General features: G+C 59.0%; 13 protein-coding genes and 2 pseudogenes. 9 read left to right on the top strand and 6 right to left on the bottom strand.

Features of this window, described 5'->3' with window-relative positions; genetic code table 11:
- Positions 1-30: 30 nt before the first annotated feature.
- Positions 31-672 (top strand): helix-turn-helix domain-containing protein, encoded by a 642-nt coding sequence (locus LCY71_RS18830; protein ID WP_225336093.1) that lies wholly within the window; start codon positions 31-33, stop codon positions 670-672.
- Between the two features lie 689 nt (positions 673-1,361).
- The gene (locus tag LCY71_RS18820; RefSeq protein WP_225336092.1) at positions 1,362-2,120 is read left to right on the top strand and encodes a glucose 1-dehydrogenase; all 759 of its coding nucleotides are present in this window, start codon (positions 1,362-1,364) and stop codon (positions 2,118-2,120) included.
- Between the two features lie 296 nt (positions 2,121-2,416).
- On the opposite strand, the gene LCY71_RS21775 is transcribed toward LCY71_RS18820, so the two are convergent.
- Positions 2,417-2,653, bottom strand: a complete 237-nt coding sequence (locus LCY71_RS21775; protein WP_373325181.1) for a DUF6220 domain-containing protein — start codon at positions 2,651-2,653, stop codon at positions 2,417-2,419.
- Positions 2,654-3,088: 435 nt separating this feature from the next.
- Here LCY71_RS21775 and LCY71_RS18810 point away from each other — a divergent pair, with 435 nt between their 5' ends.
- The 3 genes from LCY71_RS18810 to LCY71_RS18800 all read left to right on the top strand — a co-directional run bounded on the left by LCY71_RS18810 (position 3,089) and on the right by LCY71_RS18800 (position 5,486).
- The gene (locus LCY71_RS18810; protein WP_225336090.1) at positions 3,089-3,934 is read left to right on the top strand and encodes a DUF7344 domain-containing protein; all 846 of its coding nucleotides are present in this window, start codon (positions 3,089-3,091) and stop codon (positions 3,932-3,934) included.
- Between the two features lie 2 nt (positions 3,935-3,936).
- Positions 3,937-4,248 (top strand): HalOD1 output domain-containing protein, encoded by a 312-nt coding sequence (locus LCY71_RS21770; RefSeq protein ID WP_225336089.1) that lies wholly within the window; start codon positions 3,937-3,939, stop codon positions 4,246-4,248.
- 641 nt (positions 4,249-4,889) lie between these two features.
- The gene (locus LCY71_RS18800; protein ID WP_225336088.1) at positions 4,890-5,486 is read left to right on the top strand and encodes a DUF7504 family protein; all 597 of its coding nucleotides are present in this window, start codon (positions 4,890-4,892) and stop codon (positions 5,484-5,486) included.
- A gap of 864 nt (positions 5,487-6,350) precedes the next feature.
- On the opposite strand, the gene LCY71_RS18795 is transcribed toward LCY71_RS18800, so the two are convergent.
- On the bottom strand, positions 6,351-6,638 hold the full coding sequence (locus LCY71_RS18795; protein WP_225336087.1) for a hypothetical protein: 288 nt from the start codon (positions 6,636-6,638) through the stop codon (positions 6,351-6,353).
- A 19-nt stretch (positions 6,639-6,657) separates the two neighbouring features.
- Complete coding sequence (locus LCY71_RS21620; RefSeq protein ID WP_308444704.1) at positions 6,658-8,340, bottom strand: ADP-ribosylglycohydrolase family protein; 1,683 nt, start codon at positions 8,338-8,340, stop codon at positions 6,658-6,660.
- A gap of 278 nt (positions 8,341-8,618) precedes the next feature.
- On the opposite strand from LCY71_RS21620, the gene LCY71_RS18785 reads away from it, so the two are divergent.
- The 3 genes and pseudogenes from LCY71_RS18785 to LCY71_RS18775 all read left to right on the top strand — a co-directional run bounded on the left by LCY71_RS18785 (position 8,619) and on the right by LCY71_RS18775 (position 12,215).
- Positions 8,619-9,275, top strand: coding sequence for a hypothetical protein (locus LCY71_RS18785; protein ID WP_225336086.1), 657 nt, complete (start codon positions 8,619-8,621; stop codon positions 9,273-9,275).
- A gap of 302 nt (positions 9,276-9,577) precedes the next feature.
- A pseudogene (locus LCY71_RS18780) lies at positions 9,578-10,832 on the top strand (RNA-guided endonuclease InsQ/TnpB family protein).
- A 528-nt stretch (positions 10,833-11,360) separates the two neighbouring features.
- Entirely contained in the window at positions 11,361-12,215 is an 855-nt protein-coding gene (locus LCY71_RS18775) for a hypothetical protein (protein WP_225336085.1), read from the top strand.
- Between the two features lie 151 nt (positions 12,216-12,366).
- On the opposite strand, the pseudogene LCY71_RS18770 reads toward LCY71_RS18775, so the two are convergent.
- Together LCY71_RS18770 and LCY71_RS18765 are read right to left on the bottom strand one after the other, a co-directional pair.
- Positions 12,367-13,282, bottom strand: a pseudogene (locus tag LCY71_RS18770) (IS5 family transposase).
- Positions 13,283-13,440: 158 nt separating this feature from the next.
- Positions 13,441-15,654, bottom strand: a complete 2,214-nt coding sequence (locus LCY71_RS18765) for a CDC48 family AAA ATPase (protein ID WP_225336084.1) — start codon at positions 15,652-15,654, stop codon at positions 13,441-13,443.
- 368 nt (positions 15,655-16,022) lie between these two features.
- On the opposite strand from LCY71_RS18765, the gene LCY71_RS18760 reads away from it, so the two are divergent.
- Positions 16,023-16,517 carry a hypothetical protein gene (locus LCY71_RS18760; protein ID WP_225336083.1) on the top strand — a complete coding sequence of 165 codons (495 nt, stop codon included), beginning with the start codon at positions 16,023-16,025 and terminating at the stop codon, positions 16,515-16,517.
- Positions 16,518-16,652: 135 nt separating this feature from the next.
- Here LCY71_RS18760 and LCY71_RS18755 read toward each other — a convergent pair whose 3' ends face one another.
- Positions 16,653-16,805 (bottom strand): hypothetical protein, encoded by a 153-nt coding sequence (locus LCY71_RS18755; protein ID WP_225336082.1) that lies wholly within the window; start codon positions 16,803-16,805, stop codon positions 16,653-16,655.
- Between the last annotated feature and the right edge of the window lie 65 nt (positions 16,806-16,870).

The following is a 16,870-nucleotide window of genomic DNA, read 5'->3' as shown; positions in this document are numbered from 1 at the left end:
TAAGCGATCCGTTAGGGTGACCTACCGACGATGCCACACGCGAAGCTCGCGATCGATCTCCCAGCTCACACCTGGATCGGTGACCTCTCAACAACGTATCCGGAGGTAGTGTTCCAGGTCGTCACGAGTATCCCAGGTGACGGAACCGGCATCGGACTCGTCCGACTCGTTGCAGCCGACCCGCTGCCTATCATCACCGACGTTCAGGCTCGTGACGACGTCGAGGACCTCGAGCTGCTCTGGAAACACGACGACGAAGCGCTCCTCCAGATACAGACAGCGAATCCGCTCCCGCTTCTCCCGGTCTGGCGGGCCGGCGTGCCGCTCAAGATGCCCTTCGACATCCAGGACGGGGAGGCCGCGTGGGAGGTGACGACCTCGACGAGTCGGCTCTCGAGCCTCCGCGACCACCTCGACGATCTGGGCATCGGGTTTTCTATCGAGTACGTTCGAGAGATCGATGCGAGCCAGGCCGACCAATTGCTAACTAACCGCCAGCAAGAAGTGCTGATGGCCGCCGTCGAAGCCGGTTACTACCGCGCACCACGGGAATCAACGTTAGGTGACGTGGCGGAGACGCTCGGTATCGCGAACGCAACGTGTAGCGACGTACTCCATCGTGCCGAGGGCCACGTCATCCACTGGTTCGTCGAGGAGCACATGGAAGCGTGAGCAACGCCGGACGATCCGTAGTCCCACGAAGAGAATGGGTTCCCCTTCGATCAGGCGACTCCTGCATCTCTCAAGCGGGAACGCTATCGTCACTCGACGAAGCCCTCGTCAGCAAGTATGTTCAGGTGCTTTCGAACGGTCTTCGGAGCGGTCCGTGCATCCTCAGCCGCCGCATCAGCCGTGACAGGGCTGCACATGTGTGCAACGGCGTGTCGAATGCGTTCGTCGGGCGTCGTTTCAGATTCCCAGTCCTCTCCGGCGCCACGGCGACGTCTACGAACACCTCTGGCGGGCTTCGGTTGGTCATCTCGCAAGGTCCAGCGGAATATCGTTCACTGTCGCACGCCTGTAGTCAGTACCTCACAAGGAGTCGTCAGTTAACCTGTTCTGAGACGCTCTCCCCGCCAGAACGACGTTCGGACGGGATTCTCGCACTCTGGAGGAGCGTCGATACCTTCCGTGTCATCTAATCGTCAACAATATATAATAATTCAGATATAGGTTCGGAAGCGTACTAGGTTGTGCAATGGTTCCAATTATCATGATAGATTCGGGCACAGAGGTAGCAGTCGGTGATCGAGCTGTGCTCAATTTCGAGGTGAGCGCGTGATGGCGTCCACGACAGCGCGCGGATGCACTCGCGACGGAGCAGGTCAATCCAGCCTCGACCGGGGGGGGGGTGAGCTCGAATGAACGGCATCGATGGCGGTACCGCGTTGGTTTCAGGCGCGGCCTCGGGCATCGGACGCGCGACTGCACAGCGATTCGCGGAGGAGGGTGCGAGCGTCGTCGCCGCCGATATCGACGTGGACGGCGGCGAGGAGACCGTCTCACAGATCGAATCCGAGGGCGGCGAGGCGACGTTCGTCGAGACGGACGTAACCGACGAAAGCGACCTCGCCACGGCGGTCGAAACGGCCGTCGATACGTACGGGGGCCTCGATTTCGCGTTCAACAACGCCGGTATCGAGGGCGACCAGGTCGGCTTCTCCGAACAGGACAACGCGAACTGGAACCAGGTCCTCGATATCAATCTCAACGGCGTGTTCTTTGCGATGCGCGAGGAGATCCCGGCCATGCTAGAAAGCGGCGGCGGGGCCATCGTCAACACGTCCTCGATCGCCGGCATTCTCGGATTCCCCAACCTGAGTCCGTACGTCGCCAGCAAACACGGGGTCGTCGGGTTGACGAAGACGGCTGCCGTCGAGTTCAGCAGCGAGGGTCTCCGGGTGAACGCGGTGCTTCCGGGGGTCATCGACACACCCATGGTCGCCCGTTCGGGCGAACAGGATCCCGAATCGACGGAGCAGACGATCGCCGGAATCCCCGCTAGCCGACTCGGTCAGCCGGAGGAGATCGCCTCCGCGGTCGTCTGGCTCTGCTCCGAGGACGCATCGTACGTGACCGGACAGCCCCTCCCCGTCGACGGCGGATACTCGATCCAGTGACCGATAGTCTGCAACCAGGGAAAAGGTAACCCACATCCACTCCCGTCACTGATGTGAAACCCGTTCCAGTCCCGATTTTTGTCGGTGCTCTCGTCGATTTTCACTTCGAACACGGGGTAAAATTTGAGAGCAACCGACGTCGCTCCGGCACCACTCCCTCTACTCGTCCGGGTTGACGGGTTCTTCGTCGAACGAGGCCGATTTGGATCTGGTTTTGCTATCGTTGCCCACGCGCTCTGTACCGAGTGCATCCGTCTCAGAATACGCCTCTTTCGGAGAATTTCACGATCGCCGCTTCAGGTATTGTCCCATGCCCGTCGCGTCGTATGCATCGCAGTCCACAAGATGATGAACGCGCTGACTGGATGGATGGCCCCGACGAGTGATCCAAATAATTCTGAGGTTACGTATTGTACCTCGATCAGGAGAACGAGTCCAACTGGGAGTAATTTAAGTCCACGTGGCACCCGCCCGATTAATGCGAGCGGAAACAGTCCAAGAGGGAGATACTGGAAATAGTGGACGAAATCCATGTGCTGGGCCCAATTCGCCGGGTCGACGAAGACCGCCATTCCAGCAAGATATACTTGAATGGCGACGCAAATAGTGAACAGTCCGGAAATCAGGACGTAACCGTTCCGTGCCCATCGGACTCGTGCAGACAGTGGTTCACCGTCTATCGCGGCTGTCCCGGTAAAAGCATCACTTAAAGACGTCACAAACCATCACCGATTGACATTTTACGTTGATGTTTGCTGTGAGGGAGATGGTTATCAACTTTTTGACCGTCTTCGCTATCTTGTTTCGAGGCGAGAATCCCGCCGTTCACGGCGGGGAGGATGTCACCTATAGATTCGTTCTGGACTCCTGATTAATTAGCTATCTTTATCCTGCAGGACAAATTCAATATATTCAATAATCTAGCAAATCCCGTGGGATTTTAACAGGCCTATTGTATATTGCGTACGATGACGACGGATCGTAACAGCGACGAAACAGTTGATCTTCTCCAAGACGAACGTAATCGGGCTATCTTGAATATCCTTCACGAGACGAGCGAGCCGCTTTCAGTGGGCTCATTGGCCGAAGCACTCGTCGATCGCAATCACAGCATTCTCAGTGCGGCGGAGTACGAGGAGACGCTCGAACAGATCAGTATCTCGCTGCATCACAATCGACTACCGCGACTATCGGCAGCTGGACTCGTTGAATACGACCCCCAAGAGAATACCGCCACGTTCAGTGCGACCGACATTGAGGCCGAGTGGCACAACATCGAGATGATCGAGGAGGCACTGACTACGCTTCAACCAGGCGATGACGGTACCGACGATATCGGCGTCATCACCGGCCGCACTTCGGTTCTCGAAGCTGGTCAATCGATCGCTGACAGCGCCAGCGAGGAGTTGTTCTGTATGTATACCAGCGATGAACTATTCGAAGAGGACTGTATGCGCAGTCTCCAGGAAGCCCTCGACCGTCGCGTGGAGATCTACGCTGGATCGAGGGACGAAGACGTACTCGAGTTCTATCAAGAGCGTCTCCCAGAGGCAACGCTGTGGGAGCCACAATTAGACTGGATGAACTCGGAATCTACGGAACCCAGGATAGAGTGGCTGATACTCGCAGATCGGGAACAAGTAGCTCTTAGTATACGGAACGCAGACAACGATGGTAAGGGTGAGCAAGCACGTGCCATTGTCGGTAACGGTTCAGACAATCCTTTCGTCGTGCTCGTTCGAGAGCTTCTGGGACCCCGGCTCGACCATCTTGACTTCCAGAGCGAAGACTTCCGCGACCATCTCCCGTTCTAAGAATGGACAATAATTCTACCAGTGGCGGTGACGATAGATCGGCATCGCTCACCGAGTACACGTACGAAATCGGGAGAGACGAGGCTCCAAGCGTTGCCGTTGTTCGTACAGTCTGTGCACTCACAGATACTGAACCGACGGATCTGGAGCCGCTCTACGAGACAATTGATCCAGAAGGCCTGGACGGTATCTTCACGGGAGCGAAGGATACCGCAGGACCGAAATCACTCTCGTTCGAGTTCGGTGGCTGTGACGTCACAGTGACGTACGACGAGATTCGAGTCTCTCTTCCTGACGAAGGGACTCAGTCGTAATTTGTCTGCCCCCGGTCAGGTGCGGGGCTCGCCTGATAGTGGCCTCGCTGAGTTCCAGTGGCCTCCAGCGCCGTCAGTGACACTGGACGGCATTCTCGCTGCCTTCGTGGCGGCTCTGGCTGTCTGTGCGGACGAATCCGAACTCGAGCGACTGCCGGCAGGTCCACCGCGAGGCGCCGCGGAGCTACCGATGCAGATGGTGTCCCGGAGTGGGACCTGACTGGTGTATCGTAGAAATTGAAGCTATGTACCCATCGAGGGGCACCTCGGGTGCCCCTCGAATGTATCATTGCGCTCAATTTCTCCTATAGCTCACGCGCTGGGGCGACGCGGGAGTCGGTCCACTACGACGTTGTCGACCCGTCGGAACGAGGGCCCGTGGTGGCCGGCAACGGAAGCAGTCGCTCGCTGCGAGTACGGATACCGGCTTCGTGGCAACTAGCGTCGTACGTTTCGAACTCGCAACTCTCACCCGTCCGGTGATGCTGGGTGGGCGGCCTGCGACTCTCGATGCAAGATTCCTGTCAGACAGTTGCACCGTGACTCAGTGGATCGGCTATATCCGGACAAGGTTAATATAGTCTGGAAATTAATTATATATTGATTAGATAACTTCGATTGCAGCACAAATTGATAAGTCAGTGAAACCGGGAGAGAACGTCCTCGTCCTCAGTTCCGAGTTTGGGGTGGACGACGAGCCCGTTTGTCTGGACCTGCTCACGGTCGAACAGCCAGCCTCGGAAGCGATGCTGGCAGTGACAGTGACGGAGTCGCCGGACGACCGGATTCAGCTGTGGCACCAACACGCCGACGCTGCTCCTGCAGCGGCGACACTGATCGACGTCGATACGTCGACGCGGTCAGCCGCGTCCCGCTCGACAGCCGATGAGGTCCATCAACTGTGCGAAACAGCGTCAGTACGGACCGCCGATTCGCCAGCAGACCTCACTGGACTCGGCGTCGAGATCACGAACGCACTCGACGAGCTGACGGCCGAGAACGAGGAACGGCAACTCGTCGTCTGCTTCAAATCGCTGACGCCGCTGCTCCAGTACGTCTCGCGCGAGGAACTGTTCAAATTCGTTCACCTGGTCACAGAGCGATTCACTCAGGCCGGCGCTGTCGCGCATTTCCACATGGATCCAACCGTCCACGACGAGCAGACGATCGCGACGTTTCTCCACCTCTTCGACGTCGTCGTCGAACTCGACGACGGCGAGTGGACACTCAAACGGTGAACCGCCGTCCCCCTTCTCTCCCCGTCGCCGATATCCATCGCAATTGTATTGATTTCATAATATATATTGGTACCAAAGGATATTTAGCCGCGAATCAGCGCTAGTTGATTGCCGGGGTCATCCCTAGTTGAGACAGAGCGTTTCCCTGATCGCTGTGTGTTCCATCAGGCGCCGTGGGGACAGTGAACCGTAGTCGCCTGATGGACACAACGACAGGTCGTCTGCACCTCGACTCCCCCGAACCCCCCCCCCCCGACCCCGGCACCCTCCCACCCCATCGTTTCCGTACCGGACACTGTCCATCGCCAGTTGCTACTTCCCCTCGATCGCGGTCTCCGTTCAGTTAGAATCTTAAAAGCCCTATCGGTGCCCCAGAGTCGTCAAGTACTGATTATCAACAAAGAGACGCTTGCACGGTAAGAGCGTACACCAGTCTGACTGTACTATCGTAGAAATTGAACGTACTGACACACTCGAGGGACACCCGGGATGCCCCTCGATGTGTGAATAGTTTCAATTTCTACTATAGGTCCATCACTCATCGTCTTCCTCTGCAAGCTCAGGATGCTCCGCAACCACCTCCTCCAGCAGTTCATCGACTGTCGTCCCGTCAGCGTCTTCACGGTCAGCGTCGCTTGTCCCTGACGTCCTGTGTTCAGGAGCACAGTAACGTCTATCAGCTTCGAAGTTATGAACCGGACACGGACAGTGGATATGGAGGGTCACAGGGTCCTGATCCCGATCAGAGTGCTCGCCTAGACAGACACCTTCATCCCCGGGCCATCGAATCGGCCGCTCACAGAACTGACAGCGTCGGGTCATTACACGGGTATTGAGGCTGCGGATGAAAAATAGCCATCCAACTCACTCATCGGAATCCGCGGAGACGATCCGCACGTCGAGATCGAGCGGGTCGAGTCGGGCTCTCACCGCCTCGAAGAGTTCTTCGCCGGTCACCCGTTCCGCTTTCGTCACTGATCCGAAGGGGGACTCCACATCCTCGTGATAGGTTACGAAGTAGCCCCCCTCGTACCGGTCGAATACGCCGGCAACGTAGCTGTTCTCACCGGTGTACTCCGCGTCCCCAGACGCGGTGAGATACCCGGTCCGGTCTCCGCTTTCGTACACTTCCAACCGTGGTTCTTCAGTCATGTGTTCGTCCAGTCCGGAGTCACTCACTGACGTCCTGAACGTCCGCTTCATCGACCTCCGGGTGGCGAATCGCGGCCGCGTAATAGGCATCACGACTGGACTGTGCGAACCCGAGTGCCCCTTCGGCCGCCACACGTCCGTTCTCGATGGCCGTCGTCGGTTCAAGGCCCCCCAGCAGAGCACAGCATTCGGTCGCACAGTCGACCCGCTCCTGTGCCGCGTCGAGCGCCTCGAGGAGTCGTTGCGGTCGGGAAATCAGTTCCGCGGCGTCAGCCGCAACGCCAATTGAACTCATTCCAACGCGCGTTACCGCCGCGATCTGACCGGTTTCGGGGACCTGTTCCTCGTTCAGGACGTGGTCTCGGACAGTCTCGAACGCTTCGACGGCGTCGTCCTCGGCTGTACCCCCGCGTCGGATCTCGCGACGGATCCGTTTCCGATCCGGTTCAGGGAGCCCCTCGGCGGTGGCCGCCACACAGTATTCGGGAACGCGGACAGCTTCCGGCGACTGAACCAACCGCAACCCGTCAGGGAGGGCTCGGTCGCCAGCGGGTCGCGCTTCTCGCTGCACGTATGTCTGTCGTTGATACGCTCGACGGATCCAATCAGCCTCGACGGCGTCGGCGGCCGAGTACGTTCGCGGGGACTGATCGAGCACCTGGCTCGGAGATTGGTTCGGTCGGTGACCGCCGGACTCGATCGGCGGGTCTGCTCTGATGTAAGTCGGCCCTGTCGGGGCCGCGTCGTCGACCGTTCGTCCGCCCCGATAGCCAGTCCCGTCCTCGTGCGACTGCTCGATCAGCGTCTCCGCGAGCGACGCTAACTCCGACGCTTCGTCGATGTGCTCGAGCCATCGATCCGGGAGCGACTCGGCACCGAACCGCGCGCCGGCTATCGCGCCGGCGATCGCACCGACTGTATCGGTGTCGTTGCCACGGTTGACCGCGTTCACGATAGCGTCCTCGGCTGAATCAGCGGAGAGGCCATCGTACAGGGCCGTCTGAAGGGTGTCGATCACGTACCCTGACGGCGAGGGATCGGATGGTGAGAGGTCACGGAGCTCGAACAGGGCATCGCAGAGTTCGTCCGGGGCCTCGGGGTGTACCTCGCGACTCACCGATTCCAGTGCAAGGGATTCACCGTGGACGAGGGCGGCCAGCACGCCGTTCAATACGAGGCAGCCGTACGTACACCGCGGATCGGCGTGCGTGATCGCGGAGGAGCGCTTGCTCACGAAACCACGGACGGATTCCAGTCCATCGTAAGACAGTGCATAGGGGGCACACCGCATGACACTCCCGTTCCCCGCGTTTTTCCCTTCCGGCCGCTCTTCCCAGACCTTCGCTCCGGCCCGGTCCCAGGGGGCACCGGCTCGATAGGTCCGGATAGCGTCAGCCGTCATCAGCCCGATATCGAACGGATCGGACTCGTACCACTCGAGGAACCGTCGTGCGACGTCCTCGCCGTCGAAGCCGCCCCTGTCGGCCAGACTCCGGGCGACACAGAGGGCCAGTTCCGTATCGTCGGTGATCGTTCCCTTCGGCTTCCCGTGAGTCCCGTGCGCGATCATCTCGGTGACGCGACCGTGTTCGCGCTCAATCCGGTCCGCCGAGGAGAACTCCACCGGTCGACCGAGCGCGTCCCCACACGCCAGGCCTAATAAACAGCCTTTCGCGCTCTCGACGACGCTTTCGGATGCCATACCGGCGAATCAGGTGGTGTACAATTATGCGTTATGCTGGGGTAACCGAACTCCAGCAGGGAACTGCAATCCACCCAGTGTGCCTCCAGTGGGTCACTATATCAAAACCTGTCACGGAACGGTCCTCCAAGAACTACCGACGTGGACGCTGTATCCCCAAACGACGGGGTCTTCGAGACTGTATCGCAGACAACATGACGTGAGTTCTATACACCCACGAATCTGAAGACGGAGCCGCAAGTATCAATAAAAACCGTCGCATTGCGTTGACATAGTATATGACGAACGTCCTACCGGCTGTTATAGACGTGTTCTCTCCCTTTGCGGCCGGTCTGTTCTTGACCGGGAATCTGTTGGGCCTGGTGTTATACGGGTCTGACAAATCCTGGTTGTACGCCACCGCTGTCAGTCTCCTCTTCCCGGCTGCAATTAACTGCCAGATTTTCTTCAGTCAGTACCTCAATGGCAGCCTCACTATCACAGGGTACGCGGCCACCCTGGCTGGTGTCCTCGCCCTGTGGCTTGTCACCGGGGGCGTTCTCTTTGTCGGCAGCCCGCTTCTGGCGGGGACTGGCCACTTGCTCAAGCTCGGTTTTCTCACCGTGACGCTGCCCAGGCGGGTCGTCGACCGATACCGCAGCGGCCGTGACTCCGACGGAACCGGACCGAGCGGCTACCACGGGCCGGCCGGACCGAATCCCACAACGATCGCCGACCTGAAAGACAAGAACAGCGCTCAGGGCACCCGGCCGCTCGTCGAGATCTCCGTATCGGTTCCTTCGATCACCGGACTCGACACTGACATCGGCCGCCGATTACCCTCCCCTCTCGGCCCCGGCTTCGATGTGTCACGCAGTAGCATCGAGGAGAGCCTGCGCCGCCGGTTGATGCAGCGCCACCGCTTACCTGGTGTCACCAGTACCGACGAATCCTAAGAGCACTTGACTCTCGTCGAGTCGAAATACAATGTACGTAGCGCTTCCCGAACCTGAATTCGCTCGTATCCGCACCTGTTCTCCAGAGGCCGTACCTGATGCAGTAGAACCGAATCCGTCAGACGTCATCGACTCGATATCGGTCGAGGGAGGTGGACAGATCGACGTGAGAAACGAGAGAGGGAAATTATACGCGGAGCAGGCGCAATACCACGGCCTGAAGGCCGTGGATACGCGCCGTCACTCAGTTCCACGTTCCACCGATACCGACAGGCCGGATATTCCACGCCAAACACAGTACGATGCTGGAGACGACCCGCACCTACGTCGCACGCATCACGAACTACCAACAGGTTCGTGACGACCTCGACCAGTGCGGGTTCTCCGCCTCGAAACTGTGGAACGTCGGACGCTACTACATCCAAGGCCGGTGGGACGAAGACGGCGAGATACCCGACGAAGCCGAACTGAAAACAGAGTTGAAAGACAACGAACGCTATAGTGACCTGCATTCTCAGTCGAGTCAGCGAGTTCTCGAAGAACTTGCTGAAGCGTTCACCGGGTGGTACAACTCCGACGACGGCAATAACCCGCCGGGCTATCGGAAACGTGGCGATCGACACCCACGCTCCACCGTGACGTGGAAACAGAACGGTATCAAACACGACGCCAAGCACAACCGCGTTCGTCTCTCGAAAGGCTGGAACCTGAAAGACGGACGGTCGGATTTCATCCTCGCAGAATACGAAACCCGACCCGACGTACAGGTGGAGAACATTCAACAGGTGCGTGCCGTCTGAACGGCGACGACTGGGACCTCCACCTCGTCTGCAAGAAACAGATTCCCGTCGAGGACGCCCCCGGCGAGAAGGCGGCGGGGATCGACCTCGGCATCAGCAATTACCTCGCTATCGACTACGAGGACGGCCCTCGGAGTTGTATCCGGGGAACACGCTGACAGAGGACAAACACTACTTCACCCGCCAGGAGTACCAGACCGAAGGCGAAAACGGCCCGTCGAAGCGAGTGCGGAAGGCTCGCCGGACACGCTCCCGACGCAAAGACCACTTCCTTCACACCCTCAGCAAGCACGTCGTTGAGCGGTGTGTCGAAGAAGACGTGGGGAAGATAGCGGTTGACGCCCTTAGCGACATCCGCGAAGACGACAACGGCGATTCGCGGAACTGGGGCGCGTCGGGGAACAAGACACTCCACGGATGGGAGTTCGACCGATTTGCCAGTCTCCTCGAATACAAAGCCGAGGAATACGGCATCCTCGTTGACCGGGTAGACGAAGAAAGCACCTCGAAGACGTGTTCGTGTTGCGGGCAGATTCGGGATAGCAACCGGGTGGAGCGTGAGCTGTACGTCTGCGAGTCGTGCGAGACGACGATGAACGCAGACGTGAACGGTGCGGTGAACATCCGTAGAAAGATAACTCAGAGTCCCCCGACCGGGGATATGAGTAACGGCTGGTTGGCACAGCCCGGAGTCTTCCTGTTCGACCGCGAGAGCGGACGGTTCACACCGAGAGAACAGGGAGTCTGCAAACCGTAATCTCCCAACGCTCGGGATTCCTCCGGCTTTAGCTGGAGGGGGATGTCAACGAGGCGATGCCGGCTAACGAGAGCTGCGAGCAATACTCGAGTGTAGAGTGAACTGCTCCGGTTTCGGATCGATCGTGAAGAAAAAGTTTTGATATGATAGTCGAGTACAGCGTGGAGTGAGAATGTCGGTGGAGTCGTCGTTAAGCGTGACCTTTGCGACAGCACTCGTCTCTGATGATAAGGCACGTGTGAGCACGGGGCAAATCGCAGAAGACGGGGGTGTGGTGTAATGCCAGCGTTTCCGCTGGACTGGGATGAGCTCCGTGATGAGTGTGCCCGTCGCGACGAACGACAGTGCCAGGTTTGCGGATCGTCTGAGGGGGGACTCTATGTCGTGTCTGTCGATGGGGACTTCGGGATGACGTCCCTGGAAACGCGATGCAGAGACCATTGCCCAGAGGAGTGGCTGGTAAGTCGGGCACGGGTCGACGGGGAGAGCATGACCGTAGAACAAACGGCGTCGTGTCGTGTTGAGCGAGTGGACGACGTTTCACTGCTGCGGCTGTGGCTTCTTGGATCACCGGTCGGAGACACACGATACCCGGACACCGGCGGGTATCGTGGCTTTCTGTATCCATGGGGACTGGTACAGTTCCTGCTCGGGATCGCAGTGGCGGGCGCGATCGGGATAGTCCCAGTGGTAGTCGGAATTACCGTGCTTGGTAGCGATCCCGCGATTTACGTCGTCGAAGACGTGTCGACAGATGTTAGTGTACTGATTGTCTGGGCTGTGTTTTCGCTGGTGTATCTCGTCTATCTGCTTCGACGGGACTACCTGGATGGGCATTGGCCAGGTGTACGGTGGGTGCCGATGAACGAGGCCGTACTTCACCGATATGCGGAGGCAGTCGTATTACTCTGCGTCGGTGGAGTGCTGTTCGCTGTGAATGTAGCGGGATTCGGCGGATTGCTGTTCCGTATCGCGGGAGAAGTCGTATTCGTTCTGGGACTGGCACTGACAGTACTGCGGATGAATTACGTGACGATACGGGGGCTGGCGTTCGACGAATTCGAGGGCCTGCCTTTCGCGTGGGAGTGGGGAATGCGCGCATCGGCGCTCCTTGTACTCGTCGACGTGAGTATCGGGACTATCGCGCCGTTCGGAGTCGTCACTGCGATACCAGTGCTGATCGCTGTGGGATTCGGCCTGCGCGCACACTTCGCAGGAATTCGCTGGAAAGACCCACGCGAGCACGAAGACATCGGCACTATCACGGGATCTCGCTGGTCCCTCTCACGATGGCGGCACCGGAGTAGTCGAGTTCTCTTCACACTCCTCGAGCTCATCGGGCGAACGCGCGAGAACGACCGAGCGGAGATAGACGACGAGTGACCAGCCTCGTTCAGGGGGCTGCCAGGCTCAGGAGGAGCGTCGGAATCCAGCTCTGAGCGAGGAGCACTATAGTAGAAATTGAAACTATTCACACATCGAGGGGCACCCCGGGTGCCCCTCGAGCGTGCCAGTGCGTTCAATTTCTACTGCTCTATTGAATCCACGGACGGCGTAGGGATCTCTCCTTGATTGCTTGCTCGAAGTTGTAGACTGCGGCGGTGAGCACGAGTTCACGAAACTCTCGGTACCAGACGCCCGGTCTGACAGCGGAGCCGTATAGGCGTTTGATGGCCGAGAATGCGCTCTCGGCCATCCAGCGTTGCCCGTAGCGGCGCTGTCCAACCGTGCGTTGTGAGCGTGGTCGTAGTGGGCGAACAGCCGGTGTTTGATTACTGGCCGGACGCCGTCTGAACGGAGTGCGTCCCGCAGTGATTGGTCGTCATAGCCGTTGTCGCCGGCGAGACTCTCGATTTTGTCGGTCTTGCACAGCGCAACCCGACGGCCTACTTGGGTGTCGTGGGGCCAGTGTGCCGAACAGTGGACGTTGAGGACGGCACACGACTCCGTATCGACCAGCGCCGTCGTTTTCAGGCGTTTGTATGTCGCGATTCGACCGCGCGATGTAGTGGCTGGATGCCGCTTGGCGATCAACAAACGTGGCATCCAGCGTGCCGTAATCGCCTGGATCGCAACGGGCCGCCGAACGGTCGAGCAGTTGGCGCCAGATGCGGGTCGGCACCCGCTCGAAGGACCACTGTTGTACTCGCACGCTCATCCAACGAGCCCGGCCTCACTCCGTTCGGCCGGACGCCACAGCGTCGAGGGTGCCGGAAACGCGAAGCGAGCCAACTGCAAGGCGGCGCGCACCCGATCCATCTCACTGACCCAATCGACGATTTCCGCGTCGCTCGCACTCATGTGGACACGAAGAAAATGTAGCGTCAGATGCTTCCAGCCGGCAAAGCCGTTGCCAGCCGGGTCGCTTACCACCGCCGTGGGGCTGGCAGCACGCGCTTTCGAGCTAGCGACGCCGCTTGCTTAATGAAGCGGAAGAGGAGTTGAGGCACATTCACCTCTCCGCTTCGACCTTCACAGCGACGTTATCCTGCCGCCGTCCTCGGGTTCAATAGAGCAATTTCTACTGTAGATACCGGGCTGGAAAGAGCTACCTTCGGGATAGCGGGAACGCACTGTGAACACCGGCAGTGAGTCTCACGAGTCGGTCTCAGAGACCGTCGTAGTCGGAAATCGTCTGTTCATCGACGCTTCGCTCGACTTCTTCGAGGGCCTGTTCGAAGTGTTCGGGACGGAGGAACAGGGTATCCTGTCGCTCCTCAAGTTCCGACTGAGGTGTGTTGCGGACGTACTCTCGCATCGCAATCATGCCGGCTTCCTCACAGATCGCCTCGATATCTGCTCCGACATAACCCCCAGTCTCTTGGGCCAATTTATCGAGGTCGACGCCATTTGTGAGCGGCTTGTCCTTGGTGTGAACCTCGAATATCCGGCGGCGAGTCTCCTCGTTCGGCTGAGGGACCTCGATTTGCTTGTCGAATCGACCGTGGCGTTTGAGCGCATCGTCGATCAGATCAGGGCGATTCGTGGTGGCGATGACCACGACGTTTTCCAGCGCCTCGAGGCCGTCTAGTTCGGTAAGGAGCTGACTGACGACTCGTTCGGAGACGTCGTTCGACTGGGTACCACCACTGCGCTGGCCAGCGATCGCGTCGATTTCGTCGAAGAAAACCACGGCTGGAGCGTTCGACCGAGCCTTGTCGAATACCTCTCGAACGCGCTCTTCGGACTCCCCAACCCACTTGGACATGATCTCGGGACCGTTGATACTGATGAAGTTGGCCTTCGCCTCGTTGGCGACGGCCTTCGCCAGTAACGTCTTGCCGGTCCCCGGCGGGCCGTACAGGAGGATACCACTGGCGCCATCATTATCCACCCGGTCGAACAAGTAGTCGTACTCCAGTGGCCACTGCACAGTCTCCTGTAGGGCGCCTTTTGTCTCCTCGAGGCCGCCGACGTCGTTCCACGAGACGGTAGGCACCTCGACGAAAACCTCGCGCATCGCGGAGGGTTCGACCTCTTGCAGTGCACGCTCGAAATCGTCGTCACGCACCTCCAGCGAGTTGAGGAAACGGGCGTCGATAGTATCGGATTCGATCTCTATTTCCGGCCGAATTCGGCGGACAGCGTTCATCGCGGCTTCCTTGACGAGTGTCTGGAGGTCGGCACCGACGAATCCATGCGTCACCTCGGCGTACTTTTCGAGATCGACAGCCGGTGTGAGCGGCATCTCTCTCGTGTGGATGTGGAGGACTTCGCGGCGACCGTCCTTGTCGGGCGCGTCGACCTCGATTTCGCGATCAAATCGACCCCCACGTCGAAGGGCGTCGTCAATCTTGTCCGGGCGGTTGGTCGCCCCGATGACTACGACGTCGCCGCGATCTTCGATGCCGTCCATCAGGCTGAGAAGTTGGGTGACGACCCGCTGGTCAGCATCGGTGTCCACCTCTTCGCGGTCGGAAGCGATCGCATCCACCTCGTCCATGAAGATGATTGCCGGCGAATTCTCCTCTGCCTCCTCGAAGATCTGTCGAAGGTGTTCGGAGGACTCGCCGACGTATCTCGACATTACTTCGGGACCGCGGATCGAATGGAGCGAGGCGTCGACCTCGTTGGCGACGGCCTCGGCGATCATCGTTTTGCCAGTCCCCGGCGGACCGTGCAAGAGGACGCCCTTGGGCGGCTCGATGCCCAGTGCCTGAAAGACCTCGGGATACTGCAGGGGCAGCTCGATCATTTCTCTGACTTGCTCTAGTTCCTTGCCGACTCCGCCGATGTCTTCGTACGTGATCGACCCGACGGAGTCGCCCTCGTCGACCGCGCCACGCTGCCGGTCACCCCCTTCGATGTCCGCCTTGGCGACGTCGATCTCCGTCGAGTTGGTGACGACCACCGGTCCTTCGGGGTCGGTCTCGACGAACTCGACGGTGACGTCCTGTCCAGGAGCGTTAGCAAGCTGGCCGAAGCCGAACTGAATAGTGGTTGACTTGCCTGCTTTAGCGGCTTTGCCCGTGAGCTCGTCGAGGACGTGAGGCCTGATATCTCCCTTGAAGTCGAACCTACCGGGCAACTCGACCGAGACGTACCGGGCCTCGTCGATGTCGAGTTTCGTGATCTCGACGGTGTCGTCGATATTCACGTCGGCCTCTTGACGGAGGTCACCGTCGATGCGGATGACTGGTTCCCCGCTGTCTCCGTCGTATCCGGGCCAAACGCGCGCTATGGCTTTTTCGTCGCTTCGGGGATTCTCGATGAGGATATAGTCGTTCTTTGAGAGGTTACGATGGGCGAGTTCCGTTTCAGGAATCGCAGCGAGTCCGCGGCCGGCATCCCGCTTCTCGATCGACTTGACGATCAGTGCCATTTTTACGTCATAAGTATGTATTTTTCTATCATAAATCCCGTGTTCCGACGTGACTGGAACGTTAGCGACCTCATCGCTACTGTAGTATACCTGTCCGAAGACTAGTACTTGTACTGCAGGTTGAAGTGAACCCGATCTGAATCGGGATCGGTGTCTTCACGGGGGCGATCGCATAGCTCCGGGCCTCGAACGGCCTGGTAGCGGTGTTACTCCAACGGGGCCCACCCAGTTCCGGCCTGCCAGTGATGCGGAGTTCTCTCCCGGACTCGTTACGGCAGACAGTTGGGTTGGGAACACAGTCTTGCAGCGGAAACGAGAGAACCCCCACTGCTTTACTACGGGAGGATGTCAGAACGTGGTGTCGAAAGATGCGGCGACAGACACGGTCAGATGTGGCGGCATCCCGGTACAAGTTCTGGAGCGTCGTCACAATTATTGGCTCGGCGTTGCTGTGGGTGACGTTCGAGCACCGCTATTCACTGGTCTTAGCGGCCGTCGGTGTGGCAGCAACGATCGTGGGAGGTACGCAACTGTATCGGCGGCGGTCCCGATCGCTAATCGAGGTTTGCAACCATCGCTTCGTCGATCCGGTCTATCACGAGGTCGAGATGACCGTCGCTCCGGTGGACGTTCATCCAGTAGTCGAAACGTTTTCAGAAGACGTCACCGGCAACGAAGAAGTCGAATCGGTGACTGTCCGTCCATCGCCAAATACCGAAGGTCAGGTCGTCGAACTCCAGCTGAACGGGGGTCGAATGTCGGCCTCTCTTGCGACTGTAATCTCGAAGAGCGACGGCACACCCAAACTCCGCACCCCGACGTCCGAAGACTACTACAGATTGTTCATCCAGTTTGATCTTTGAAGGCGGTCCGCTCGGCGTCGTGTCGTTCGAGGTGCGCGAGGACGTCTGGGAAGCGGTCCCTGACTAGGGCATCGACGAACTGGAAGCCACGGCCGAGTACGGCGTTCACGGGACGGGTGCCGATACTGTCCTCACTCAGACCCCGGCTGTCACGATCCACGAGATCGGCGAAAGTGACTTCCAGACCTCGCGGACGACGACGGCGAAGCCCGCTGTCTTCAATTGGCCCGACGCGGTGAGGCCGACTTCCTCATTACCGACGACCTCGGAGCGCTTCCGGAACTCCAACAGCTCACCGACGCTCGAGTCGCCATCTCACCGATTCTCCTTCGAGCACTGGTCAAGCGCGACCG

Source organism: Halomicrobium urmianum (assembly GCF_020217425.1).
In the GTDB taxonomy this organism is placed as follows: Archaea; Halobacteriota; Halobacteria; order Halobacteriales; family Haloarculaceae; genus Halomicrobium; species Halomicrobium urmianum.
The sequence above is the reverse complement of the archived record's forward strand: the minus strand, read 5'-3'. Positions and strand labels throughout refer to the sequence as shown.